This window comes from Pantoea sp. A4 (assembly GCF_000295955.2).
GTDB lineage: Bacteria > Pseudomonadota > Gammaproteobacteria > Enterobacterales > Enterobacteriaceae > Pantoea > Pantoea multigeneris.
The window spans coordinates 263998-288581 of sequence record NZ_ALXE01000021.1 but is presented as its reverse complement, the minus strand read 5'-3'; the positions used below and the strand labels follow the sequence as shown (position 1 = coordinate 288581).

The 24584-nt window shown below is 50.9% G+C and carries 17 protein-coding genes; 9 read left to right on the top strand and 8 right to left on the bottom strand.

What is annotated here, in order from left to right; translation table 11 throughout:
- Positions 1 to 197: 197 nt before the first annotated feature.
- Complete coding sequence (locus B880_RS0108845) at positions 198 to 4022, top strand: hypothetical protein (RefSeq protein WP_017347034.1); 3825 nt, start codon at positions 198 to 200, stop codon at positions 4020 to 4022.
- A gap of 56 nt (positions 4023 to 4078) precedes the next feature.
- Here the strand turns inward: B880_RS0108845 and ahpF are convergent, their stop codons facing one another.
- A complete protein-coding gene (gene ahpF / locus B880_RS0108840) occupies positions 4079 to 5647 on the bottom strand; it encodes an alkyl hydroperoxide reductase subunit F (RefSeq protein WP_017347033.1) in 1569 nt (522 codons plus the stop codon).
- Positions 5648 to 5720: 73 nt separating this feature from the next.
- Positions 5721 to 6284, bottom strand: coding sequence for an alkyl hydroperoxide reductase subunit C (ahpC, locus tag B880_RS0108835; RefSeq protein ID WP_017347032.1), 564 nt, complete (start codon positions 6282 to 6284; stop codon positions 5721 to 5723).
- A 231-nt stretch (positions 6285 to 6515) separates the two neighbouring features.
- Here ahpC and B880_RS0108830 point away from each other — a divergent pair, with 231 nt between their 5' ends.
- Positions 6516 to 6950, top strand: a complete 435-nt coding sequence (locus B880_RS0108830; RefSeq protein ID WP_017347031.1) for a GNAT family N-acetyltransferase — start codon at positions 6516 to 6518, stop codon at positions 6948 to 6950.
- A 6-nt stretch (positions 6951 to 6956) separates the two neighbouring features.
- Here the strand turns inward: B880_RS0108830 and apbC are convergent, their stop codons facing one another.
- The gene (gene apbC / locus B880_RS0108825) at positions 6957 to 8069 is read right to left on the bottom strand and encodes an iron-sulfur cluster carrier protein ApbC (protein ID WP_017347030.1); all 1113 of its coding nucleotides are present in this window, start codon (positions 8067 to 8069) and stop codon (positions 6957 to 6959) included.
- 161 nt (positions 8070 to 8230) lie between these two features.
- On the opposite strand from apbC, the gene metG reads away from it, so the two are divergent.
- The 6 genes from metG (at position 8231) to sanA (ending at position 15191) form a co-directional block, all read left to right on the top strand.
- Positions 8231 to 10264 (top strand): methionine--tRNA ligase, encoded by a 2034-nt coding sequence (metG, locus tag B880_RS0108820; RefSeq protein ID WP_026042512.1) that lies wholly within the window; start codon positions 8231 to 8233, stop codon positions 10262 to 10264.
- Positions 10265 to 10395: 131 nt separating this feature from the next.
- Entirely contained in the window at positions 10396 to 10788 is a 393-nt protein-coding gene (locus B880_RS0108815; protein WP_017347028.1) for a CidA/LrgA family protein, read from the top strand.
- The gene (locus B880_RS0108810; protein ID WP_017347027.1) at positions 10781 to 11473 is read left to right on the top strand and encodes a CidB/LrgB family autolysis modulator; all 693 of its coding nucleotides are present in this window, start codon (positions 10781 to 10783) and stop codon (positions 11471 to 11473) included. The genes B880_RS0108815 and B880_RS0108810 overlap by 8 nt, the downstream gene beginning before the upstream one ends.
- Positions 11474 to 11593: 120 nt before the next feature.
- Positions 11594 to 12484, top strand: coding sequence for a cytidine deaminase (gene cdd, locus B880_RS0108805; RefSeq protein ID WP_026042511.1), 891 nt, complete (start codon positions 11594 to 11596; stop codon positions 12482 to 12484).
- A gap of 141 nt (positions 12485 to 12625) precedes the next feature.
- Entirely contained in the window at positions 12626 to 14323 is a 1698-nt protein-coding gene (locus B880_RS0108800) for an NAD-dependent malic enzyme (RefSeq protein WP_017347025.1), read from the top strand.
- A 124-nt stretch (positions 14324 to 14447) separates the two neighbouring features.
- The gene (gene sanA / locus B880_RS0108795) at positions 14448 to 15191 is read left to right on the top strand and encodes an outer membrane permeability protein SanA (RefSeq protein ID WP_017347024.1); all 744 of its coding nucleotides are present in this window, start codon (positions 14448 to 14450) and stop codon (positions 15189 to 15191) included.
- 34 nt (positions 15192 to 15225) lie between these two features.
- On the opposite strand, the gene serS is transcribed toward sanA, so the two are convergent.
- From serS to lrp, 5 genes are all read right to left on the bottom strand, one after another.
- Positions 15226 to 16518 (bottom strand): serine--tRNA ligase, encoded by a 1293-nt coding sequence (gene serS, locus B880_RS0108790; protein WP_017347023.1) that lies wholly within the window; start codon positions 16516 to 16518, stop codon positions 15226 to 15228.
- Between the two features lie 95 nt (positions 16519 to 16613).
- A complete protein-coding gene (locus B880_RS0108785; protein WP_017347022.1) occupies positions 16614 to 17957 on the bottom strand; it encodes a replication-associated recombination protein A in 1344 nt (447 codons plus the stop codon).
- Positions 17958 to 17964: 7 nt separating this feature from the next.
- On the bottom strand, positions 17965 to 18576 hold the full coding sequence (lolA, locus tag B880_RS0108780) for an outer membrane lipoprotein chaperone LolA (RefSeq protein WP_017347021.1): 612 nt from the start codon (positions 18574 to 18576) through the stop codon (positions 17965 to 17967).
- Positions 18577 to 18806: 230 nt separating this feature from the next.
- Positions 18807 to 22436 (bottom strand): DNA translocase FtsK, encoded by a 3630-nt coding sequence (locus tag B880_RS0108775; RefSeq protein ID WP_017347020.1) that lies wholly within the window; start codon positions 22434 to 22436, stop codon positions 18807 to 18809.
- A gap of 119 nt (positions 22437 to 22555) precedes the next feature.
- Positions 22556 to 23050 (bottom strand): leucine-responsive transcriptional regulator Lrp, encoded by a 495-nt coding sequence (lrp, locus tag B880_RS0108770; protein ID WP_017347019.1) that lies wholly within the window; start codon positions 23048 to 23050, stop codon positions 22556 to 22558.
- A gap of 522 nt (positions 23051 to 23572) precedes the next feature.
- On the opposite strand from lrp, the gene trxB reads away from it, so the two are divergent.
- Positions 23573 to 24538: a thioredoxin-disulfide reductase gene (trxB, locus tag B880_RS0108765; protein WP_017347018.1), complete on the top strand. Its 966-nt coding sequence runs from the start codon at positions 23573 to 23575 to the stop codon at positions 24536 to 24538.
- Positions 24539 to 24584 lie beyond the last annotated feature (46 nt).

The window sequence follows — 24584 nt, the reverse complement described above, 5'->3', positions numbered from 1 at the left end:
CAGCCCGCAGCATAAGGTAAGGACAAGGCGTCGCGCAAGTCATCAGCCTGATTCGCATCAATCCTTACCGCTCTAAGCGATGAAAAAATCACCAGACGCTTACAGCGCAAAAAATGAACCACTGCGATTTTTTTATAACAAAATAACTTAAATAAAATTGATGGTTAAATTAAGTCCTATAACTCAGGAGAACAATTGTGAAAATTTCTGATGTAAGCGGCATACCACTTTTTGACAACGAAGTAAAAGACACAAAAAACCATTCAGAAAATTACCCGAGCAGTGAATTTAACTACATTTCAGATTTTAATCACCTGCGTAAGAAAAGATCGCCCGCGCCGGGTTTATCTCATATTATTAAATTTACATTTAATGATGGAGGTTCAGGAAACATAAACTCAACACATCATCGCAACAATTCAACTGAAGATGTAAACTTCATCTTTAGATTTTTTAGAAAAATATCAGAAAACAAATGGAAAGAACTGCATGCCCCGGTAGTGATGTTAAAAAACATCCGCCGATCCGGCAATCTATTGCAGGATATAAAAAATTCAATTGGTGGTGAATTGCATTTCAACACTTCCGTAAGCTTTAAATTAAGCAGAAGGGAAATATTTCATGGTTGTGTTAATCTTCTTGAGGATCAAGAGAAAACATTCATAAAAGCGAAAAATGTTACCAATAGCTTTTATAAAAGCTACGCCACCATTAAAAGAAATGAAACTGATGTTATTAAAAATATATATCACGGTGATTACTTAAAAAAAACCTCTATGCTAAACGTTAGATCTTTCACTCAACTGCCAGGGCCGATTAAAAACAGCTTTAACTCCATTAGTGATAATGTATTGTTACACGGTAAATTTAGCTCCACGACGCCAGGAAATACAACATCATTTTTACACCATGAAAAAAAAACCATGTTATCAGTAATACTCAATCACATAGCATACCAAATAAAATTAAGCAGAGATAAACACCATAACGCTACATCCCTGGTGGCAGCGCAACAGGAGCAAGTAAAAATTGACCATCTTATAGGATATCAACTCGAGGTCATGACTGAGCTATATGTATCACACCTAGACGAAAGAAAAAAAATCGATAAGCCTGATGATATATACTTCATGGATAAGCTTGCTTTAACTCATTACACTGGATTGATCGGACAAATTGAAAAGTTTCGTAATGAAATAATAAAAACCATTGTTGATGGCATATTCCCAGATAAAGCAAACTATCTGACATCATTAAGTAGAATTATGATTTTCGCGCAAAATGCATCGTGGCAGAAAGAATTCCTCGATAAGAATATTGTGAATGTATTAACATACATATTAGATGTCGATTCACTAAAAGGATATTCCAATCAGGTTAATGTAAAGTTATTACATCAATCAACCATAAAGGGTATACGTGCCATTAACGATGAAAATCATAATCGAACCAACCACTACGATGCCGCGTTTTATAAAAAGTTAAAACAGTGGGTTAAAAATAAAAACATAATCAAGGAAACAAAAAAAATAAAAGAGCACTTTTATTTTATGGATATAAAAAACTCATCCCCGGAAATATTTAACTGGAAAAACAAGTTCTCTGGTTATTTGAATGCGATAATCACGGAAACAGAAAAAGAAAAAAACAGGCTATATTTTGATGACAACAATAAAAGACTTAACAGTGAATCACTGATTTACGTTATCATTAATCAGAGACTAAGCCGCTCAGAGTTATTTCTTAAACGGATTTTCCCCTTCACTGACTATGCGGAAATACAATGGAAGAATGCAAATAACTTTTCCGATGCAAAAAAATCCATACGGATAACTTTTGCTGAAGCCGTGGCGTTTTATCGAAAATGGAATCCATCAGAGAGCGATATTAGTGCATTAATACTTGATAAGGATATACGTGAACTCATTGAGGAAATTTCAATAAAAACCAACAACTGGGAACAAGACTTATTAAGTAAAGTTGAAAATCTAAAATATGATGTAAGCTATCTCCTTGGATCCCATAACATATTAACAAGACGACTCAATGAGTTAAAAAATAATAATGATATCGTTCACTACACTAAAACCTACAACGTAAAATTAAGTCAGCAGGAAAAACAAAAAATCTCCGATTTTTTCCATGGAAGAACCCAAGGATATCTGGTAGGAATTAATGATAATCCTGTAGGTGAAAACATTCCACAAAGTATAATCTGCATCCCAATGAGAAGAGGAAATGGCAGCCACGATGGATTTGAAAGTCTACTGATCAGCCTGAACCAACAAGAAATTGTACGTCTGCCCGCGCTGCTGGGTCCTGAGCGTAAATATATCTCGACTAAAAGCCATGCCAGTATTGATGATAATGTCAGGAAAGATTATTTAGATAACTTAGAAAGTCGTAAAACCATGCACGAAAAAGGCTATAAAGACATTTCAAAAGACGTTAAAAATCTGAGTGATTTTTTTCAAAAAGAGTTATCCATCCGCTATATCCCGGATCAAAAAAGTGACTTCCTTACCTATGTAAAAATGACATTTATCGATATTGACGGCCCAGCTGGTCCGGCGACAAAAACCTATCGACTTTATGAGAGTGACGCATTGAAATTCACTAATTTCTCTTTATCCAGAGACCCAGATAAAAACAAACTTCAGCTAATCAATAGTATCATTGAAAATAAAAACACGCGTTTAAAGGATGAAATTGATGACTTTATTTTTACGGCAGATAACAAATGGTTCTCCTGGGATGAGAGAGAAATTAGAAACACCAAAGAGTGGATGGACGTATTCATCATACTCTTTTCAATTGGATCTGTATTATTGCCTACACCTAGTTTATCGATGGGGAGTAAATTATTCCTTAAATACCTTCCTTTTACGCTTTTAGATCTCCTCGCCAATGTTAACAGCGCGCTGCTGGGAAAAAGCCTGGCAAGTAATTATAATGAACTTAAAAATTCTGATGAGGATTTATATAAAAGTCTTTTTTACTGGGGGGCTGCGACATTTTCCGGTGCTGCAATAAGCATGGCAACGCCGCTTCCTAAGCACACATACACCTCAAACAGGAAAGCATTTATTCGTTCTATTCATCAGGATATTATTGCCGATGCAAGATTTTCAGTCAGTCAGGACATGGATTATCTGGTCGCGCGTTTATATGGCGACATATCCTATGCTCGATCTTTAAATTCACTATCTAAAAATACACCAGTCGATATCAAGTCGATATTTAATGACATGGTAGAATATTCATTCCTGCAAACTCATGAGTTAATAAATGATGATATACGCATTACTCAGACTTTAAAAAACAATATTTTTTCATCTGAATCTGCAATCAATCAAAAATTATCTCTTATTGAAAACAAAATAAAGAACTTATTCACACCACTACAAAGCATTGCGACGGACATCAACCTTCTTAACGACGAACTTGTCAGAATGCATCATTACGCAAATGAGGCTAAAAAACTCTTTACCGCGACAGAGGATAGATTTACCCAACTCTCCGATCTCATTTCACTCATGCCGGAGGTAAGAAAAAGGGTAGTAGAAACCAGAGATGTGCTTTCAAGAACCATTCAACAGTTTAATACTCTCTCTGCAAATCCCGGCGTTGATAATGTAAAAAAAATGCTACATTGCAGTGACAGTGCGGCAAAATCCATTGTTGAATATATGCCAACCATGAATAATGGCCATCGAACTATTAACGTTGGTGATTTATATGCAGTAAGTAATATTATCGGTGGAGGTTCAGTTCAGGGAGACGGTTTATTACATATTTTGCGGGAGCTCACATCAATTTCAATAAAATCGATGACAGAAAAAACGCCTGAAATGTTAATTATAGATGCGGTTACAGGTTATATAGACCTCTATCAAATGCTGTTTAAAAAAAATAACCTCACCTCTACGCACTCTACACCGAGCCTCAACGCTACAGTGATTGCAGACAATACCTCTCATCAGGAAGGTCTGTTTAGTGCCCTGGGATTCTGGCATCCCTGAAAGCATGAAGATAAAAATCATAACTGGCACCCTTCAGATGCCAGTTATCACATCAGTTACTCGGCAGGTTTGGTACGAATCAAATAATCAAACGCACTCAGTGAAGCCTTAGCGCCTTCGCCGCTGGCAATAATAATTTGCTTATAAGGCACGGTGGTGCAATCCCCGGCAGCAAATACGCCTTTCAGACTGGTTTCTGTTTTCGCATCAATGATGATTTCACCGATGCGATTACGTTCCACCGCGCCTTCCAACCAGTTGGTATTTGGCAACAGACCGATCTGCACAAAAATACCGGACAGCGCGACGTCATGCGTTGTTTGATTAACGCGGTCAACGTATTGCAGGCTGGTGACTTTGGTTCCATCACCCTTCACTTCGGTAGTTTGTGCGTTCAAAATCACATCGACATTTTTCAGGCTACGCAGCTTATTCTGCAACACCTGATCGGCACGCATTTCGGCCGCAAATTCCAGCAGGGTGACATGCTCAACGATACCGGCCAGATCAATAGCAGCTTCAACACCTGAGTTACCGCCGCCAATCACCGCGACACGTTTGCCTTTAAACAACGGGCCATCGCAGTGCGGGCAGTAAGTGACGCCTTTCGTGCGGTAAGTTTCTTCGCCCGGCACACCCATGTTGCGCCAGCGAGCGCCAGTGGCAATGATGATGCTGTGAGATTTCAGCACAGCGCCAGAAGCCGTTTCAATGGCGTGCAAACCACCCTCTTTCGCGGCAGGGATCAGTTTGATTGCGCTCTGCGTATCAATCACATCCACGTCATAATCATTCACGTGAGCACGCAGTGCACCCGCCAGCTTAGCGCCTTCGGTTTTCTGTACTGAGATGTAGTTTTCGATATCTACTGTATCCAGAACCTGGCCACCAAAACGTTCGCCCATCAGGCCGGTACGGATCCCTTTACGGGCAGAGTAAACCGCTGCAGCAGCACCGGCTGGACCGCTACCCACGATCAAAACGTCATAGGCCGCACGTTGATTCAGCGCTTCTGCCGCACGCTTTTCTGCATTGGTATCCACTTTAGCCACGATCTCTGCGAGGCTCATGCGCCCCTGACCAAACTCCTGGCCATTCAGGTAGACCGCAGGCACGCCCATCACATTGCGTTCCTGAATCTCGTTCTGGAAGATGCCACCATCGATAGCGGTATGCTTGATACGTGGGTTCAGCACCGCCATCAGGTTCAGCGCCTGCACCACGTCCGGGCAGTTGTGGCACGTCAGTGAGTAGTAAGTTTCAAAGGTAAAATCCCCTTCCAGCAGTTTGATCTGCTCCAGCAGATCCTGTGCCTCTTTCGAAGGGTGCCCACCGGTTTGCAGCAGAGCCAGCACCAGTGAGGTAAATTCGTGACCCATTGGCGAACCGGCAAAACTCGGGCCGTGTTCAGCACCTGGGTTGGTGATCAAAAATGAGGGCTTACGCGCCGGGCGATCGTTCTCTTCACGGTAGGTGACTTTTTCCGACAGCGTTGCAATATCCTGCAGCAGATCGCGGATTTCCGCTGATTTTGCACCGTCATCCAGAGTAGCGATCAACTCAACTGGTTTCGTTAATTTCTCAAGGTAGGCTTTGAGTTGGTTTTTTAAGTTAGCGTCGAGCATAGTGTCGTTTCCTGGTCAGAAGAAATCGGGTGCCTAAGCACCCGATGAGAGAAAGATCGGTACGGCAGAGAAATTAGATTTTGCCAACCAGGTCCAGAGATGGAGCCAGAGTTGCTTCGCCTTCTTTCCATTTAGCCGGGCACACTTCGCCTGGGTGAGAAGCAACATACTGAGCCGCTTTGATTTTGCGGATCAGGTCAGATGCGTCACGGCCAATGCCTTCAGCGGTGATTTCAACAGCCTGGATGATGCCCTGTGGGTCAACGATGAAAGTACCACGGTCAGCCAGGCCTTCATCTTCACGCATCACTTCGAAGTTGCGGGTCAGTGCGCCAGTTGGGTCACCGATCATCGCATATTTGATTTTTGCGATAGTTTCAGAAGAACCGTGCCAGGCTTTGTGGGTAAAGTGAGTGTCGGTAGAAACGGAGTAGATATCTACACCCAGTTTCTGCAACTCGTCGTGGTGGTCAGCAACGTCACCCAGCTCAGTTGGGCAAACAAAGGTGAAGTCTGCTGGGTAGAAGAAGAACACACTCCATTTACCTTCAACGTCTTTCTCGGTGACTTTGATGAACTGACCGTTTTTGAATGCGTCGTTAGCGAATGGCTTGATTTTGGTGTTAATGATAGACATTAGGTGACCTCCGTTAAAATATGTGAGCTACGTTACAGAATTTTCAGACCAGGTGCTAATAAGCAGGTGTTATCAATTGAATAACTGAAAACTATCAAATCCCCATGATGTTACGCATGACCCGATGAAAACCGGCGCATTGTACACAGAAACGGGGGGATTTAAGGGGGTTTTCTTTTCCAGAGAATGACAGCGATGACGAGTATGCGATCAGATAACCAGGAGAAGCATGTGCAGATACGACCTTTTAACGAAGCCGATCGCCCTTTTCTCCGTACCCTTTTCCTCGCCGCACGGCGGGAAAACTGGCACTGGCTGGACGGCAGTGCATGGCAACTGGAAGATCTGGATGGTGTGATTCTCGGCGAAACGGTGTGGGTAGCAGAAGAGCAAGGAAAACGGGTTGGCTTTGCAGCCGTGCTGGAGAATGACAACTTCCTGCACAGCCTGTACGTTGATCCGGATTACCAACGCGGCGGTGTCGGCAGCGCGCTACTGCAATTTGTGCAGTCCCGCTTTACCTCAACCGGTGCACTGAAATGCCTGCTGCACAACCGGGTTGCACAGCAGTTTTATCGGCACCACGGGTGGCAAACCGTTGCTCAGGGAGAAAGTGAGCAAGGCAGCTATCTGCTCATGCATTACCTGCTCCCCGGGCACAGATAAGTCCGACTAGACCGCGCGAAACGCGATATCGCCCGGGATGACCTGACCTTGCCAGTAGAGTTGTGCAGCAACTTCAGCCGCGAGCTGGCGATAAATCGTGGTTAACTCGCTGTCTGGACGGCGGATCACCGTGGGCTCACCATCATCAAGGTCTTCGCGCAGATGAATGTGTAAAGGCAGTTGAGCCAGCAGGCGGGTGTGGTAATCCACGACCAGCCGCTGTGCGCCACCTGTGCCAAAGATCGGCTCATGATGGCCGCATTCGCTACAGATGTGAATGCTCATATTTTCCACCACTCCCAGCACTGGCACCTGTACTTTCTCAAACATCACCAGGCCTTTACGGGCATCCATCAGCGCGATGTCCTGCGGCGTCGTCACCACGATTGCACCAGTTACCGGGACGTTTTGCGCCAGCGTCAGCTGAATATCCCCCGTGCCCGGTGGCATGTCGAGGATCAGGTAGTCCAGTTCGGGCCACAGCGTTTCGTTGAGTAGCTGCATCAGCGCTTTACTCGCCATGGGACCACGCCAGACCATGGCGTTGTCATCCGTCACCAGATAGCCAATGGAGTTGGTTGCCAGCCCGTGCGACATAATCGGTGCCATGTGGGTGCCATCCGGCGAGGTTGGCCTCTCATTTTCCACCCCCAGCATGGTGGGAATAGATGGGCCGTAGATATCGGCATCCAGCAGACCCACTCGCGCCCCTTCGGCGGCCAGCGCCAGCGCCAGATTAACTGCGGTGCTGGACTTCCCGACGCCTCCTTTGCCAGAGCTCACGGCAAGAATATTTTTTACCCCATTGACGCCGGGCTGATTTTTTACCCGCTTAAGGGTGGCGATGTCATAGCTCAGACGCCAGTCAATGGCCTGGCTCCCGGTTAAACGCAACAGATCTGAGCTGGTCTGGGATTGCAACTGTTCAAACGCGCTCTGCCACGCGAACGGCATTCCAATGTCGATATGCAGCTTGCCATCCAGCAAAGCAACGTGGCGCAGGGCTTTGAGCTGCCCCAGACGCTGCTGTAACGTTGGGTGTTCAAAGCCGTTCAGGACATTTGCCACAATTGCACGCAGTGCTTCCGGCGAATGTAATGCCTGGGATTGTGTACTCATCCCCACTCCTTTTGCTTGTCTCAAGGCCATATACATCAGTGATTAAACAATAATATCAGATAGCCCAGACGAATGAGTGACTGCGCCTCGTGTTTACGCCAGAGGGTGCATCGGTTAACATCTAAGCCCAATTTGTCAATCAACAGTAAGCTACGCAAACTATGACTCAAGTCGCTAAAAAGATAATGGTAACGTGCGCTCTGCCGTACGCGAACGGTTCAATCCATCTCGGTCACATGCTTGAACACATTCAGGCAGACATTTGGGTGCGTTACCAGCGAATGCGTGGCAATCAGGTTTACTTCATCTGTGCAGACGATGCTCACGGAACCCCAATTATGCTGAAAGCTCAGCAGCTGGGTATCGCGCCGGAGCAGATGATCGAAGAGATGAAAACCGAACACCAGACTGACTTTGCCGGATTTGATATCAGCTATGACAACTATCACTCCACCCACGGTGAAGAGAACCGCGAGCTGTCGGCGCTGATTTATACCCGTCTGAAAGAGAACGGTTTTATTAAAAACCGCACCATCTCACAGCTGTACGATCCGGAAAAAGGCATGTTCCTGCCCGATCGTTTTGTGAAAGGCACCTGCCCGAAATGTAAGTCACCGGATCAGTACGGTGACAACTGTGAAGTGTGCAGCGCAACCTACAGCCCAACGGAGCTGATTGATCCAAAATCAGTGGTTTCCGGCGCGACCCCGGTATTGCGTGATTCTGAACACTTCTTCTTTGACCTGCCGTCATTCAGCGCCATGTTGCAGACGTGGACGCGTTCAGGCGCGCTGCAAGAGCAAGTGGCGAACAAAATGCAGGAGTGGTTCGAATCAGGTTTGCAGCAGTGGGATATCTCCCGCGATGCACCTTATTTCGGCTTCGAAATCCCCGATGCGCCAGGCAAGTATTTCTACGTCTGGCTGGATGCGCCGATTGGCTACATGGGTTCATTCAAAAACCTGTGTGACAAACGTGGCGACATTGATTTCGATGAGTTCTGGAAGAAAGACTCCACCACCGAGCTGTATCACTTTATCGGTAAAGACATCGTCTATTTCCACAGCCTGTTCTGGCCAGCCATGCTGGAAGGCAGTGGCTTCCGTAAACCGAACAACCTGTTTGTGCACGGTTATGTGACAGTCAATGGCGCGAAAATGTCTAAATCGCGCGGAACTTTCATTAAAGCCAGCACCTGGTTGCAGCATCTGGATGCCGACAGCCTGCGTTACTACTATGCCGCGAAACTCTCTTCACGCATTGATGATATCGACCTGAACCTGGAAGATTTCGTGCAGCGTGTTAACGCCGATATCGTTAACAAAGTGGTCAATCTGGCTTCACGTAATGCGGGCTTCATCAGCAAGCGTTTTGACGGCAAACTGGCCGCAGAACTGGCAGATCCGGCGCTGTATCAGACCTTCGTCGATGCTTCAGAGCGCATTGGTGAAGCCTGGGCCAGCCGTGAATATAACCGCGCCATCCGCGAAATCATGGCGCTGGCGGATATCGCCAACCGTTATGTGGATGAGCAGGCGCCGTGGGTGGTGGCGAAGCAGGAAGGCCGTGATGCTGATTTGCAAGCCATCTGCTCAATGGGCATCAACCTGTTCCGCGTTCTGATGACCTGGCTGAAGCCAGTGATGCCATCACTGACAGCACGTGCCGAAGCCTTCCTCAACACGGAACTGAGCTGGGATGCGATTGCACAACCACTGCTTGACCATCAGGTTGCACCGTTTAAAGCCCTGTATGGCCGTATCGAAATGACCAAAGTGACCGCGCTGATTGATGCTTCTAAAGAAGAAGCTGCCGCAGCGAGCGCCCCGGCAGCCACCGGCCCACTGGCAGATGCACCGATTGGCGAAGCGATCACCATTGATGATTTTGCCAAAGTGGATATGCGCGTTGCGCTGATTGAAAAGGCTGAGCTGGTTGAAGGTTCTGACAAACTGCTACGCCTTGAGCTGGATCTGGGCGGCGAGAAGCGTCAAATCTTCTCTGGTATCCGTGCGGCATATCCTGATCCTTCAGTGCTGGTGGGCAAAATGACCATCATTGTTGCCAACCTGGCACCGCGTAAGATGCGCTTTGGCATCTCGGAAGGTATGGTGCTTTCAGCAGGTCCTGGCGGCAAAGATCTGTTTGTTCTCTCGGTAGACAGCGGCGCACAGCCGGGTATGCCAGTGAAGTAATCACTCAGGCTCCCTCCGCACGAGGGAGCCTCATTTTCCCCCTTGCTTTCCCGTCCTGATACTGACACCTCCGCCTGCTTCAGATAACCTGTTCAAATAGCGACGTTTCGTACGATCCCCCTGGAGCCAATATGCTGAACCTACTCGCCACCGCTGGGCGTTTGCTGCGTGCTTTTATCATCCTTTATCTGTGTCTGTGGGCGGGTGATGGCATTGCTACCCTCCTGCCGTTTGCACTGCCTGGCAGTATTATCGGCATGCTGATTCTGTTCGCTTTGCTGACCAGCCAACTGGTGAATATTGAGTGGGTCAAACCTGGCGGGCACCTGCTGATGCGCAATATGCTGCTGCTGTTCATTCCGATTAGCGTCGGCATTATGGTGTGGTGGCAGGTACTGCTGGCGCAGTTTGGCCCGCTGATGGTGTCCTGTTTTGTCAGTACGTTTCTGGTGCTGCTTACCGTGGGCTACTGTAGCGAAAAAATACACCGGGCCAATACACCAACGGAGCAAGACGATGCATGATTTTTGGTGGTCACTGCCGCTTAGCGTAGCGGTCTATTGGCTGGCACGCACGCTGGCGGCGCGCTTTAAAAGCCCGCTGGTCAACCCGTTACTGATTGCCATGGCGATCATCATTCCACTGCTACTGCTCTTACGGCTCCCCTACAGCCGCTATTTTGCCGGGAGTGAAATCCTGAATCAGCTGCTGCAACCGGCGGTAGTCGCGCTGGCAATCCCGTTGTATGAGCAGATCCATCAAATTCGCGCTCGCTGGAAACTGATAATCACAGTCTGTGCCATCGGCAGTATGACTGCGATGGTCTCCGGCACCGCCATCGCATTGTGGCTGGGGGCCTCGCAGGAAATTGCCGCCACGGTGATGCCCAAATCGGTGACCACGCCGATTGCTATGGCAGTGTCGGCCACCCTGGGCGGCATCCCCGCTATCAGTGCGATTTGTGTGTTAATCGCCGGTACGCTCGGTGCGGTGTTTGCGCATATGTTGTTTAATTTACTGGGCATTCGCAGCAAAGCCGCACGCGGGCTGGCCATGGGAAATGCTTCCCACGCGCTGGGTACGGCACGCGCTGTGGAAATGGATTATCAGGAAGGTGCCTTTAGCTCCCTGGCACTGGTGATTTGCGGCATTATCACTTCGCTACTGGCACCCTTGATCTTCCCGCTGCTGATGCGCTGGATCGGTTAAAAGTTTGCGATACATCTCGCAAAGATGAAACAAGCGCAACTTGTTGCATTGTCAGCCTGACGTAGATCACATATAACAGCGAGACGGCCCTTTGCCGCAGTGATTGATAACGAGGTTGATATGCACCCACGATTTTCCGAAGCCCTGGCTTCTCTGCCCGCTACGCTCCAGGCCGCTGTGCAACCGGTGATTGCCGCCCCTGATTTCGCAGGATTCTTAACCCCTGAACAGGTGAAACAGTTACAGCAGCAAAGTGGGCTGGATGAGCATCATTTGGCACTGGCGCTGTTACCGCTTGCGGCTGCATGTGCACTGGAAGCGGTTTCGCACTTTTCCGTTGGGGCGATTGCACACGGCAAAAGCGGGCACTGGTATTTCGGTGCCAATATGGAATTTCGCGGCGTGGCCTTGCAACAAACCGTGCATGCTGAGCAAAGCGCCATTACCCATGCCTGGGTGCGTGGTGAGCAGGGATTGCAGAGTATCACCGTCAATTACACGCCTTGCGGACACTGTCGCCAGTTTATGAATGAGTTGAACAGTGGCCTTGAGTTATCCATTCGCCTGCCAGAGCGGGCGCAGAGTAAGCTGGCAGACTACCTGCCGAATGCCTTTGGCCCACGCGACCTGGCCGTCACCACTTTCTTGCTGGATGAGTGCAACCATGGTTATCTCCTGAACGGAGAAGCGCTGGATCAGACAGCGATTGCCGCGGCTAACCGTAGCCATGCGCCTTACAGCCACGCTCACAGCGGGGTTGCGCTACTGACTAAACGTGGCCGACAGTTCAGCGGCTCCTACGCAGAAAATGCCGCCTTCAACCCCTCACTGCCTCCATTACAGGCCGCGCTGATCGCCCTAAACCTCAGCGGTGAGAGCATCGATGACCTGCAACAGGCGGTATTAGCGGAATCATCAGACGCGATCATCAGCCAGTGGGCCGATTTTTCTGCCACGCTGCACGCGCTGGGCTGTGACAACATTGCCCGCGTCGCGCTGCAAAAGCCCTGACACTGAAGCCGGTTGCGCCGGGATTTATGACCTTTTATTAACAAGTGCTGTACTTCTGGCGCAAATTTACTAGGATCTGACGCCAGCATTCTGAAACAGCACAACAATAAAAATTCAACACCGCAACCGGAGCATCACCTAATGGAACTCGAGTACGAAAGTAAGCGACCTTTATACATCCCCTACGCCGGACCGATTTTGCTGGAATTTCCCCTGCTGAACAAAGGCAGTGCGTTCTCAGTGGAAGAACGTAACGAGTTTAATCTGAATGGCCTGCTACCCGAAGCAGTAGAAACCATTGAAGAACAGGCTCAGCGCGCATGGCGTCAGTTCCAGGACTTCAAGACCAATATCGATAAGCACATCTATCTGCGCAATATCCAGGATACCAACGAAACCCTGTTCTATCGCCTGCTCGATAACCACCTCGCTGAAATGATGCCAATCATCTATACCCCGACCGTGGGTGCAGCTTGTGAACAGTTCTCCGAAATTTATCGTCGTGCGCGCGGCGTTTTCATCTCATATCCTAACCGTGCGCACATCGAAGATATGCTGCAAAACGCCACCAAGCAGAACGTAAAAGTCATTGTCGTGACTGACGGTGAGCGCATTCTTGGTCTGGGCGACCTCGGCATTGGCGGCATGGGCATTCCAATTGGTAAGCTCTCCCTGTATACCGCCTGTGGCGGCATCAGCCCGGCCTATACCTTACCAGTGGTGCTGGATGTGGGTACTAACAACCAGCAACTGCTGAACGACCCGCTGTATATGGGCTGGCGTAGCCCGCGTATTACAGGCGAAGAGTATGATGCCTTCGTCAACGATTTCATTCAGGCAGTAAAACGTCGCTGGCCAAAAGCGCTGTTGCAGTTTGAAGACTTTGCGCAGAAAAATGCGATGCCGCTACTGGAACGCTATCGTGACGAAGTATGCTGCTTCAACGATGATATTCAAGGCACCGCAGCGGTGGCTGTAGGGACGCTGATTGCGGCAAGCCGTGCGGCAGGTAGCCGTCTGCGTGACCAGAAAGTGGCCTTCCTTGGCGCGGGCTCTGCGGGCTGTGGTATTGCCGAGCAGATTATCGCCGAGATGAAATCCGAAGGTCTGAGCGATGCCGAAGCGCGCGCACGCGTGTTTATGGTTGACCGCTTCGGCCTGCTGACGGACAAGCTGCCAAACCTGCTCGACTTCCAGAGCCGTCTGGTGCAAAAAAGCGAAGACCTGGCAAGCTGGGATCTCACTAACGAAGCCATTTCTCTGTTGGATGTCGTGCGCAATGCGCGCCCGGATATTCTGATTGGTGTGTCGGGTCAGCCAGGCCTGTTCACCGAAGAAATTATTCGCGAGATGCACAAACACTGCCCACGCCCAATCGTGATGCCGCTTTCTAACCCAACGTCACGCGTGGAAGCACAGCCTTCAGATATCATCGCATGGACTGACGGTGCAGCACTGGTTGCCACCGGTAGCCCATTTGCTCCGGTTAGCTGGAAAGGCAAAACCTATCCGATTGCCCAGTGTAATAACTCCTATATCTTCCCTGGTATTGGCCTGGGTGTTATCGCTTCGGGTGCCTCACGCGTTACCGACTCAATGCTGATGACCGCCAGCCGCGCGCTGGCAGACTGCTCGCCGCTGGTGAACGAAGGTGAAGGGCCGGTATTGCCGGAAATTCAGGATATTCAGGGCGTGTCAAAAATCATCGCGATGGAAGTCGGTAAAGCGGCTCAGTTGGCCGGTGTGGCTGTTGTCACCTCCGAAGATGTGCTGTCGAAAGCAGTTGCGGATAACTTCTGGTTACCGCAGTACCGTCACTACCGTCGTACCTCGATTTAATCTCCCCCGTCGGGCCGAAAGGCTCGACTTCGGGTAAAAAAACGTCAGCCGTGCAGCGTTAACTTGCTCTACGGCTGCCGCTCAAGTAGCCTTGCAACATGATTGTCACTGGATTGCTGTACCCATGTTGAAACGCCTGTCTGTCGGATTGCTGATTATCATTCTTCTGATGGTAGCAACCGCGCTCGGCCTCGACCGCTGGATCAGCTGGAAAACCGCCCCCTTCATCTACGAAAACGTCACCGAACTCCCCCACCGTCAGGTTGGTGTGGTATTAGGCACCGCGAAATATTATCGCACTGGCGTGATCAATCAGTATTACCTTTACCGTATTCAGGGCGCACTCAACGCCTATAACAGTGGCAAGGTCAATTACCTGTTGCTGAGCGGGGATAATGCGCAACAGAGCTACAATGAGCCAGTCACAATGCGGCGCGATCTGATTAAAGCGGGCGTAGATCCGGCTGATATCGTGCTGGACTATGCCGGTTTCCGTACGCTGGATTCCATCGTCCGCACGCGTAAAGTCTTTGATACCAATGATTTCATTATCATCACACAACGTTTTCACTGCGAGCGTGCGCTGTTCATTGCCCAGCATCTGGGCATTCAGGCACAGTGCTATGCCGTTCCCTCTCCCAAAGATATGCTGAATATTCGCATACGCGAAGTGGCTGCACGCCTGGGTGCACTGGCAGATCTCTATATTATGAAACGCGAGCCGCGTTTTCTTGGCCCCTTAATTCCGATTCCGGCGGTCCATGAGATCCCGGAAGATGCCCCCAGCTACCCGGCGGTAACGCCTGAGCAGTTGCTGCGGTTAGAAGAGAAGCTGCAAAAAAGTCCCGACGAAAAAAAACCGCAATGATGAAATTGCGGTCTTTTTATGCATTACTAAGGGATTATCCGATGAACTCAGCACCCTTCATGTAAGGACGCAGTACTTCCGGCACCGCAATGCGGCCATCTTGCTGCTGATAGTTTTCCAGAATCGCAACCAGCGTACGACCAACAGCCAGACCTGAACCGTTCAGCGTATGCACCAGACGCGGTTTTTTCTCGGTCTTGCTACGGCAGCGGGCTTGCATACGACGTGCCTGGAAATCACCCATGTTGGAACAAGAAGAGATTTCACGGTAGGTGTTTTGCGCTGGCAGCCAGACTTCCAGGTCATAGGTTTTGGTAGAACCAAAGCCCATATCGCCGGTGCAGAGCAGCATTTTGCGATATGGCAGGTTCAGCAGTTGCAGAACCTTTTCAGCATGGCCGGTCAGCTCTTCCAGTGCCTGCATTGAGGCTTCTGGCGCAACCACCTGCACCATCTCGACCTTGTCGAACTGGTGCATACGAATCAGACCACGGGTATCACGACCATAAGAGCCCGCTTCAGATCGGAAGCATGGCGTATGTGCGGTCAGCTTCAGCGGCAGATTCTCTTCTTCCAGAATCTCATCACGCACCAGGTTGGTCAACGGGACTTCTGCCGTTGGGATCAGCGCATAGTTGCTGCTGTCCGCTTCTTCTTCCAGCGGACGGGTGTGGAACAGATCGCCACCGAACTTCGGCAACTGACCGGTGCCGTATAAGGTTTCATGGTTAACCAGGTAAGGTACGTAGGTTTCCAGATAACCGTGCTCTTCACTGTGCAGATCGATCATGAACTGGCTCAGTGCACGGTGCAGGCGTGCAACCTGGCCCTGCATCACCACGAAACGTGAACCGGTCAGTTTAACTGCAGCGGCAAAATCCAGCCCTTTGGCTTGTTCGCCCAGTTCTACGTGATCTTTTACCGCGAAATCGAACTGGCGCGGCTCGCCCCAGCGGCTGACTTCCAGGTTTTCACTGTCATCACGGCCCAGTGGCACTTCATCCGCTGGCAGGTTTGGCATGGCTAGCGCGAAATCACGGATCTCGTTTTGCAGCACATCCAGCTCAACTTTTGCCGCATCCAGACGTTCGCCCAGGGTGTTGACTTCCTGACGCAGTGGCTCGATATCTTCCCCGCGCGCTTTGGCCTGACCGATGGATTTGGATCGTGCGTTACGCTCAGCCTGCAGATTTTCCGTTTCAACCTGCAATACTTTACGGCGCTCTTCAAGGGAGCGCAGCGTCTCAACATCCAGTTTGAATCCTCGGCGTGCCAGTTTTTCAGCGACTGCGTCTGGCTCATTACGCAGCAGATTGGGATCGAGCATGCTTATCCTGCTTTATGAAGTTAATTGATAGAACGGAGGGACGCATTCACACGGAATGCGTTGAAATTATTGCTCACCTTACCGCAACACCTGTTTTAGCGGTAGCGTTTTATCGGGCTATTTTGATCCTGTTCAGCCAGCCAGGCTAGCTTTTCACCAATTTTACCTTCCAGCCCGCGTGTGGGTGGATGATAGTAGCGCGTTTGTGCCATTTCAGGCGGGAAATAGACCTCTCCTGCGGCATAGGCATTCACCTCATCGTGCGCATAACGGTACTCTTTCCCTAGCCCCATCTCCTGCATGAGTTTGGTCGGCGCGTTGCGCAGATGCTCTGGCACATCGTAATCTGGATTTTCCCGCGCATCACGCATCGCGGCTTTGAAGGCGGTATACACCGCATTGCTCTTCGGTGCGCAGGCCAGATAAACGATCGCCTGAGCAATCGCTCGTTCACCTTCGGCTGGCCCGACACGCGTGAAGCAGTCCCACGCGGCTATCGCGACCTGCATGCCACGGGGATCGGCATTACCCACATCTTCAGACGCTATCGCCAGCAAACGCCGGGCCACATACAGTGGATCACCGCCTGCGGTGATAATTCGGGCATACCAATAGAGTGCGGCATCCGGGGCGGAACCCCGTACCGACTTGTGCAGCGCGGAGATCAGGTCATAAAACCGGTCACCCTTGTTATCAAAGCGGGCGGCACGCTCGCCAGACACTTCATTCAGTAGCTGAGGCGTGAGTTCCCGCTGGCCCTGAGCATTAAGCTCGGCCATGTCCGCCATCATTTCCAGCGTATTGAGTGCGCGACGCGCATCCCCGGTGACCAGTTCTGCAATCATGCGCCGGGTATTGTCAGGCAGCACAATATCACTGTCGCCGAGACCTCGGGTTTTATCCTGCATCGCCTGATCGAGCACCTGCTCAATATCCGCTGTGGTGAGGGATTTAAGCAGGTAGACGCGAGCGCGCGATAACAGTGCCGAGTTGAGTTCAAACGACGGGTTTTCTGTGGTGGCACCAATAAATGTGATGGTGCCATCTTCAATGTGCGGTAAGAATGCATCCTGCTGGCTTTTATTAAAGCGATGCACTTCATCAACGAACAGGATGGTACGCCGCCCAACCTGGCGATTTTGCCGCGCGCGTTCTATCGCTTCACGGATCTCTTTAATGCCCGACGTCACAGCGGAAATTCGCTCCACGTCCGCATTGCCATAACGTGCAATCAGTTCCGCCAGCGTCGTTTTACCGGTGCCAGGCGGCCCCCACAGAATCATGGAGTGGAGATGGCCCGCTTCAATCGCCCGTGGCAGCGGTTTACCCGCCGCCAACAGGTGCTGCTGGCCAATGTACTGTTGCAGCGTCTCTGGCCGCATACGGGCAGCCAGAGGCCTGAAGGCTTCAGGCGAAAAATCCAGCGACAGATTACTCACGCAAACCTCACTGACGTTGGTCGTCTACCGTCACCCCTTGAGGTGGCGTAAAGGTGAATTTATCCGGGCTGATAGCGCCGTTAACCTGACTTTTCAGCTGGTAGTTACTGCGTTGCCCGTCTTGTTCAATGGCGCTGAACTGATTGATCGTCCCGGCTGCAGTCACCGTGATGGTGAACTGCTTGAGGTTGCCATCTGCACTTTTCGGTGTCAGATCGAAGTTATCGCCCTGCTGTTTGACATTATATTTTTGCCAGTCAGAAGGCTGGTTACGGGCAATCAGCATAAACGGCGTATTGCTGGTAGCATTTTTCAACAGGCTTACGCTGGCCTGCTCAACAAACGGATTGTAGAACCACAGATTTTTGCCATCAGAAATGATGACGCTCTCATCCGGGGCGGTCATGTGCCAGTTAAACAGGCTTGGACGTTTAACCCACAGCTCCCCCTGACCATCCTGCACGTTTGCCCCGGTGCTGTCGGTCACTTTTTGGCTGAAGCTGGCATGGAAGCTATTCACTTTATTCAAACGCTGTTGCAGCGTGCTGGACGCATCAGCCAGCACCGTGGCAGACATAAAGGTGGCCAGTAGGCCACAGGCGATTACGCGTAATTTCATCTGCTTCAATTCCTTATTGGTCTGTTTTCCGCTGTTACAGCACTTACTTTGGTCGCTGCGAGCGCAAGTTGCCAGGAGAATAACCCTAAACTTGCGAATTATATGGGGTGGTTTGTCAGATACACAACGGGCCAGCATACGCTGGCCCGGTAAAACCCTGTAAAGACAACCGTAACAATTGTTACTGACTGAGCCGCCTGGCAAAAAGGCGGCTCGGCCCGCGCGTCGCATTACATTTCATGTGACGGTGGTGAGAGCACCTCGCGGTTACCGTTATGTCCAGGTTCAGAGACAATGCCTTGCGCTTCCATTTGCTCAATGATGCGGGCAGCGCGGTTGTAACCGATACGGAACTGACGCTGAACACCTGAAATGGAGGCACGACGTTTATCCACCACAAATGCCACGGCCTGATCGAACAGTGGGTCCAGATCGTCGCCACCTTCAACTGATGCACCGCCGCCTTCGCCTTCTTCACCTGCGGTAATGCTATCGATGTACTGCGGTCGACCACGCGCTTTCCAGTCTTGTACCACTGCATGGACTTCCTCGTCGCGTACAAACGCGCCGTGAACACGCACCGGCATTGAGGAGTTAGGTGGCATATAGAGCATATCACCCATGCCCAACAGAGATTCCGCGCCCCCCTGATCGAGAATGGTACGGGAGTCGATTTTACTGGAGACCGTAAAGGCGATACGGGTCGGAATGTTTGCTTTGATCAAACCGGTAATGACATCCACCGACGGGCGCTGGGTCGCCAGCACCAGGTGGATACCTGCCGCACGCGCTTTCTGTGCCAGGCGCGCAATCAGCTCTTCCACCTTCTTACCGACGGCCATCATCAGGTCAGCAAACTCATCCACCATCACCACGATGTACGGCAATTTCTCCAGTACTGGCGGTGAGGTGTCCATGCTATCACCCGGCTTCCAGAACGGATCGGGAATCGGTCGACCCATGGCTTCAGCCTGCTGCACTTTTTCGTTGTAACCGGCAAGGTTACGAACGCCCAGTGCAGACATCAGCTTATAGCGCCGTTCCATTTCACCCACACTCCAGCGCAGCGCATTGGCCGCATCTTTCATGTCAGTGACCACTTCTGTTAACAGATGCGGAATCCCTTCATAGACCGACAGCTCCAGCATTTTCGGATCGATCATGATAAAGCGCACCTCTTCCGGGGTGGCTTTATACAGCATGCTGAGGATCATGGCGTTGACCCCCACCGACTTACCGGAACCAGTCGTACCTGCCACTAACAGATGCGGCATTTTCGCCAGATCGGCGACGACTGGCTGCCCGGCAATATCTTTCCCCAGAACGATTGCCAGCGGTGAGGTGGTTTCACGGAACTGCGGGCAGTCCAGCACTTCACGCAGGTAAACGGTCTGGCGATGGCGGTTAGGCAGTTCAAGCCCCACATAGGGTTTGCCGGGAATCACTTCCACGACACGTACTGCAACGGCAGAGAGCGAACGCGCCAAATCCCGTGAGAGGTTAGAGATGCGCGACGCTTTTACGCCCGGTGCAAGATCCAACTCAAAACGGGTAATTACTGGTCCTGGTGAAATCCCCACCACTTCCGCTTTCACACGGTAGTCGCCAAGCCTTGCTTCAACCAAACGAGCCGTCTGCTCAAGAGCGAACATATCAACCGGTTCCTCTTCCAGCGGTGGCGAAGTGAGGAGATCCAGGGTTGGCAGCGGTGTGGAAGGCTTCTCTAACGGCTGCTCATGCCGCACCAGGAAGGGATGGAACAAACTCTCCTGGAACGCGGTTTGTGCAGTTTCTTCTTGTGCCGGAGCAACAGGTTCCGGCACAACGGGTTCAGGTGCAAAATAGGATGATGCCTGCGTCTGATACTCAGGTTCGACAGGCGGCTCAGGTTGCACTTCAGCCGCCGCAGCTTGTGCAGCCGCAGCCTGACGCTGACGCGCCATTTCAAACGGCGAGTGTTGATGGTGATAAGAGGAAGGTGGCGTAACGGTGACTGCCGGTGCAGCAGGGGCCGCAGGCTCTGGCGTGGCCGAAAGTGTAAACAGTGGCTCGCCCGGGCCTTCATCCACCAAATCTTTCATCGGTGAGAGATCAAAAATGCTCTCTTTGCCAAGATCCAACACGGGCTTCTGCACCGGCGGCTCTGGGGCATAGCGGGTCTGTTGCTGCGCAGCAAACTGACGTGCCAGCTCGGCCTGTTGCTGAGCTTCATCATCCTCTTCCTGCGCGGACGACGTTTGCCAGTCGGCACCATAGCGGTCCTGCTGCTGCGTAGCAAACGCATGGCGTAGTTCGGCCTGCTGCAGGGTATCTTGTTCTTCGCTACTCCACTCCTGCTCTGCGGCATGTGGCACAGCCAGATCAACCTGTGGGGGAACCTGCTCCGTATTCGCCAGCTTTTGCTCAGCTTCCGCTTTCGCTTTTTCTTCTGCCATGCGTTGTGAAGGCAGTTTGATGCCCCATGAAGCTCGCTCACGTCGCGTTGGCAGTTTGACCGGATTAGGGCGCGGTAATGAAGGACCAATGCCCTGCTTCACCTGAGGGTTACTCTCTGATTCTGGCGCAAGATCAAACAACGGTGCAGCAGCGGCAACAGAACTCGCGGCAACGGCGGCGGCTCCGGTTTCAGTCGCTGAACGCCAGTTGCCCATCTGCGGGCCATCGTCTTCTTCATACACGCTAAATGCGCTGCCTTGTGACTCGGGCACCTCAAAGCGGTAGAGCGGCGGTGCCTGCTCGGTTGGGGCTGGCTGTGAAGTATCCCCGGTGAACACAGGCTGTGCCTGGCTTCCCGCTGTAGCGGCAGTCTGGACGCTTTCTGGTTGTGCCACACCCGACGACGCAGGCTGACTAAAGGCAGCGGGTGCCACGGAAGACAACGGCTGTGGTGTAGCTGCAACAGGTGGCTGTTCGTTCAACGGCTGCGCGGATGTAGTAGGCTGAACAGCAGAACTCTGCGCTGCAGCCACCGGGATCGCAGCCGCTGGCATCGCTACAGCCGCCTGATGTACAGCCGCTGCGGTAGCCGCAGCGGCTGTGGCTAACAGAGGGTCAGAAGGCAGGGCTACCGTCGCGGCATTTTCCGCAGGTGCCTGAGGGACTTCATCAGGACGACGCGGTGCGGCCAGCAGGACGTCATCCTCTTCATCGGATTCCTGGCGTGCAGCCGCAGTCAGAGGCTCCGCAGTATGCTGCTCATCGGTATACTCTTCCTCCTCTTCCTCCTGCCAGGGTTCATCATGACGTGAGCGGTTACTGGCGAAGGTTAATACGCCCATCACTACGCCACCAATGCGTTCGGCAATCGTCAGCCATGACCAGCCGGTATAGAGGGTGATACCCGCAGCCCAAACCACCAGCAGCGCCAGCGTACTGACGACCGGATTGAGGTAAGGTGCGATAGCACTGCTGATCAGACTGCCAATCACGCCACCTGAAGCGAAGTACCAGATATCATCAGCGTTTAGCGCGGCCAGGCCACAGGTGGTCACCACCAATGCCAGCACGCCAATCAGGCGCAGGCCAATCGCAAAGTAGTCGATGTAATCCTGGTTATCACGTTGGCGAAAGGCTTTCCAGCACAGGCCCACGATCACGGGCGGAATGGCATAGCCCATCACGCCAAAGACAAATAACAGGGTATCCGCCATCCATGCGCCTGGTGCACCACCAAGGTTATGAATAGGTTCATGCCAGGCGGTCTGTGACCAACTGGGATCGGAAGGGTTAAAGGTGACAAGGGAAACCATCAAATAGATGGCGAAAAGTGCAACGAGAATGAGTAAAGCTTCCAGCAAACGACGCCCGCTGCTGAGCGGTTGTAATACGACGTCTTTATCTTCTGTATATTCCTGGCTCAAGAGAACTCTCCAGGTGCCTGTAAATTAAGAAGACAACAGCGTCGGAGAAGCCCGACGCTGGTCCTGTATGTATTCACAGGAGTGTACCTAAATCCCACGGGATTTGCACCTGCCCTGCATTAACGGGTTTTGATCACCAGACGGTTGCTCTGTTTGACCTCTTCCATCACTACATAGGTACGCGTATCGTTAACGCCCGGCAGGCGTAGCAAGGTTTCGCCCAACAGTTTGCGATAAGCAGACATGTCCGGCACGCGCGTTTTCAGCAGGTAGTCGAAATCACCAGAAACCAGGTGACACTCTTGAGTTTCCTCAAGTTTTTGTACAGCGGCGTTAAATTGTTCAAACACATCCGGCGCACCACGATTCAGAGTAATCTCAACAAATACCAGCAGTGATGCATCCAGATAGTGTGGGTTCAGAAGTGCAGTATAGCCGAGGATGAACCCTTGGCGCTCCAGACGACGAACACGTTCAAGACACGGCGTTGGTGATAAACCGACGCGTTTGGAAAGCTCGACGTTAGAAATTCGGCCATCTTTCTGCAGCTCATTCAGAATGTTACGGTCGATACGATCGAGGTCTTTCCCGGGGCGCTTCTTGTTGTCTACCATTATTATTGTCTCTCTTAATTCCTTCCCTTAACCTGCCACGCTCAAAAAAAACCACTTTTGTCTCGGGCATTAATGAAGTGAAGCCAAAGCCGGTGCGAATTTCGCGCCCATCTGTATGACGCATGTTGTCTGTCCACATCATGCGTCATTACCAATGCCAGGCTGTTTTTTTTAACGAACGTTCATTTCCGGGCGCTTTGCCCATCATGATTCGCTAAAAGTTCTTCCCTTCTCCCAATGTTTTCGCAAAAGCGCAGGCGATTGTCAAAGTAAAATCTCCAAATTCAGGACAAGATGCCAGACAGCCCTCTGGGTAACTGATTTTAAATGAGTATTTTTTAGCTGCTGATGATTAATTTTCCGAGTTATGCCCCATTTTAGCGCATCCGTGATGCAAAAACGGCCATCATCGTCTACGCCACTCGCAGCTATCGTTAACAAAATTGTTTAAGGCTTTTTTTGCGTCTGTAATTTCCCTACAATCCTTAACCATGCTTTCAGCCAAATGAAACAGAGGAACACATGAGTACGGTTAAACACAGTAAACTACTCATTCTGGGCTCAGGCCCGGCCGGTTATACCGCTGCTGTCTATGCAGCACGCGCCAACTTAAATCCCGTCCTGATTACCGGACTGGAAAAAGGCGGCCAGCTGACCACCACCACGGAAGTGGAAAACTGGCCAGGCGACCCGCATGATCTGACCGGTCCAGCATTGATGGAACGTATGCAGGAGCATGCTGAGAAATTCAATACTGAAATCATTTTCGACCATATTCATACGGTTGACCTGCAAACGCGCCCGTTCCGTCTGATTGGCGACAGCGGTGAATACACCTCTGATGCGCTGATTATCGCGACCGGTGCTTCTGCACGTTACCTCGGTCTGCCTTCAGAAGAGGCGTTTAAAGGCCGTGGTGTTTCCGCCTGCGCCACCTGTGACGGTTTCTTCTATCGCAACCAGAAAGTTGCGGTGATCGGCGGTGGTAACACCGCGGTAGAAGAAGCACTCTACCTGGCTAACATTGCGGCAGAAGTTCACCTGATTCACCGCCGTGACAGCTTCCGTGCAGAGAAAATCTTGATCGACCGGTTGATGGACAAAGTGCGTAACGGCAACATCGTGCTGCATACCGATCGCACCCTGGAAGAAGTCACCGGTGATGAGATGGGCGTGGCAGGATTGACGCTGCGCTCCACCCTGACCGACGAAGTGGAAAATCTTGAGGTCGCAGGTCTGTTTGTCGCGATTGGTCACAGCCCGAACACCGCCATCTTCAATGGTCAGCTTGAACTGGAGAACGGCTACATCAAAGTGCAGTCCGGTTTGCAGGGCAATGCCACTCAGACCAGCATCCCAGGCGTATTCGCTGCGGGTGATGTGATGGACCATATCTATCGTCAGGCTATCACCTCAGCAGGCACTGGCTGTATGGCCGCGCTGGATGCAGAACGCTTCCTCGATGGATTGGTTAAAACCGATAAGTAAGTTGTTAACCATCTGATCTGACTTCATAAAGGCGACGGTTTTCCGT

Excerpts from the sequence above, each read along its gene's own strand:
- B880_RS0108810 (WP_017347027.1), top strand. The coding sequence starts at position 10,781 with ATGCATGATTTTTGGTGGTCACTGCCGCTTAGCGTAGCGGTCTATTGG.
- B880_RS0108800 (WP_017347025.1), top strand. The coding sequence starts at position 12,626 with ATGGAACTCGAGTACGAAAGTAAGCGACCTTTATACATCCCCTACGCC.
- sanA (WP_017347024.1), top strand. The coding sequence starts at position 14,448 with ATGTTGAAACGCCTGTCTGTCGGATTGCTGATTATCATTCTTCTGATG.
- trxB (WP_017347018.1), top strand. The coding sequence starts at position 23,573 with ATGAGTACGGTTAAACACAGTAAACTACTCATTCTGGGCTCAGGCCCG.
- lolA (WP_017347021.1), bottom strand. The coding sequence starts at position 18,576 with ATGAAATTACGCGTAATCGCCTGTGGCCTACTGGCCACCTTTATGTCT.
- serS (WP_017347023.1), bottom strand. The coding sequence starts at position 16,518 with ATGCTCGATCCCAATCTGCTGCGTAATGAGCCAGACGCAGTCGCTGAA.
- metG (WP_026042512.1), top strand. The coding sequence starts at position 8,231 with ATGACTCAAGTCGCTAAAAAGATAATGGTAACGTGCGCTCTGCCGTAC.
- cdd (WP_026042511.1), top strand. The coding sequence starts at position 11,594 with ATGCACCCACGATTTTCCGAAGCCCTGGCTTCTCTGCCCGCTACGCTC.
- ahpF (WP_017347033.1), bottom strand. The coding sequence starts at position 5,647 with ATGCTCGACGCTAACTTAAAAAACCAACTCAAAGCCTACCTTGAGAAA.
- lrp (WP_017347019.1), bottom strand. The coding sequence starts at position 23,050 with ATGGTAGACAACAAGAAGCGCCCCGGGAAAGACCTCGATCGTATCGAC.
- ahpC (WP_017347032.1), bottom strand. The coding sequence starts at position 6,284 with ATGTCTATCATTAACACCAAAATCAAGCCATTCGCTAACGACGCATTC.
- apbC (WP_017347030.1), bottom strand. The coding sequence starts at position 8,069 with ATGAGTACACAATCCCAGGCATTACATTCGCCGGAAGCACTGCGTGCA.
- B880_RS0108815 (WP_017347028.1), top strand. The coding sequence starts at position 10,396 with ATGCTGAACCTACTCGCCACCGCTGGGCGTTTGCTGCGTGCTTTTATC.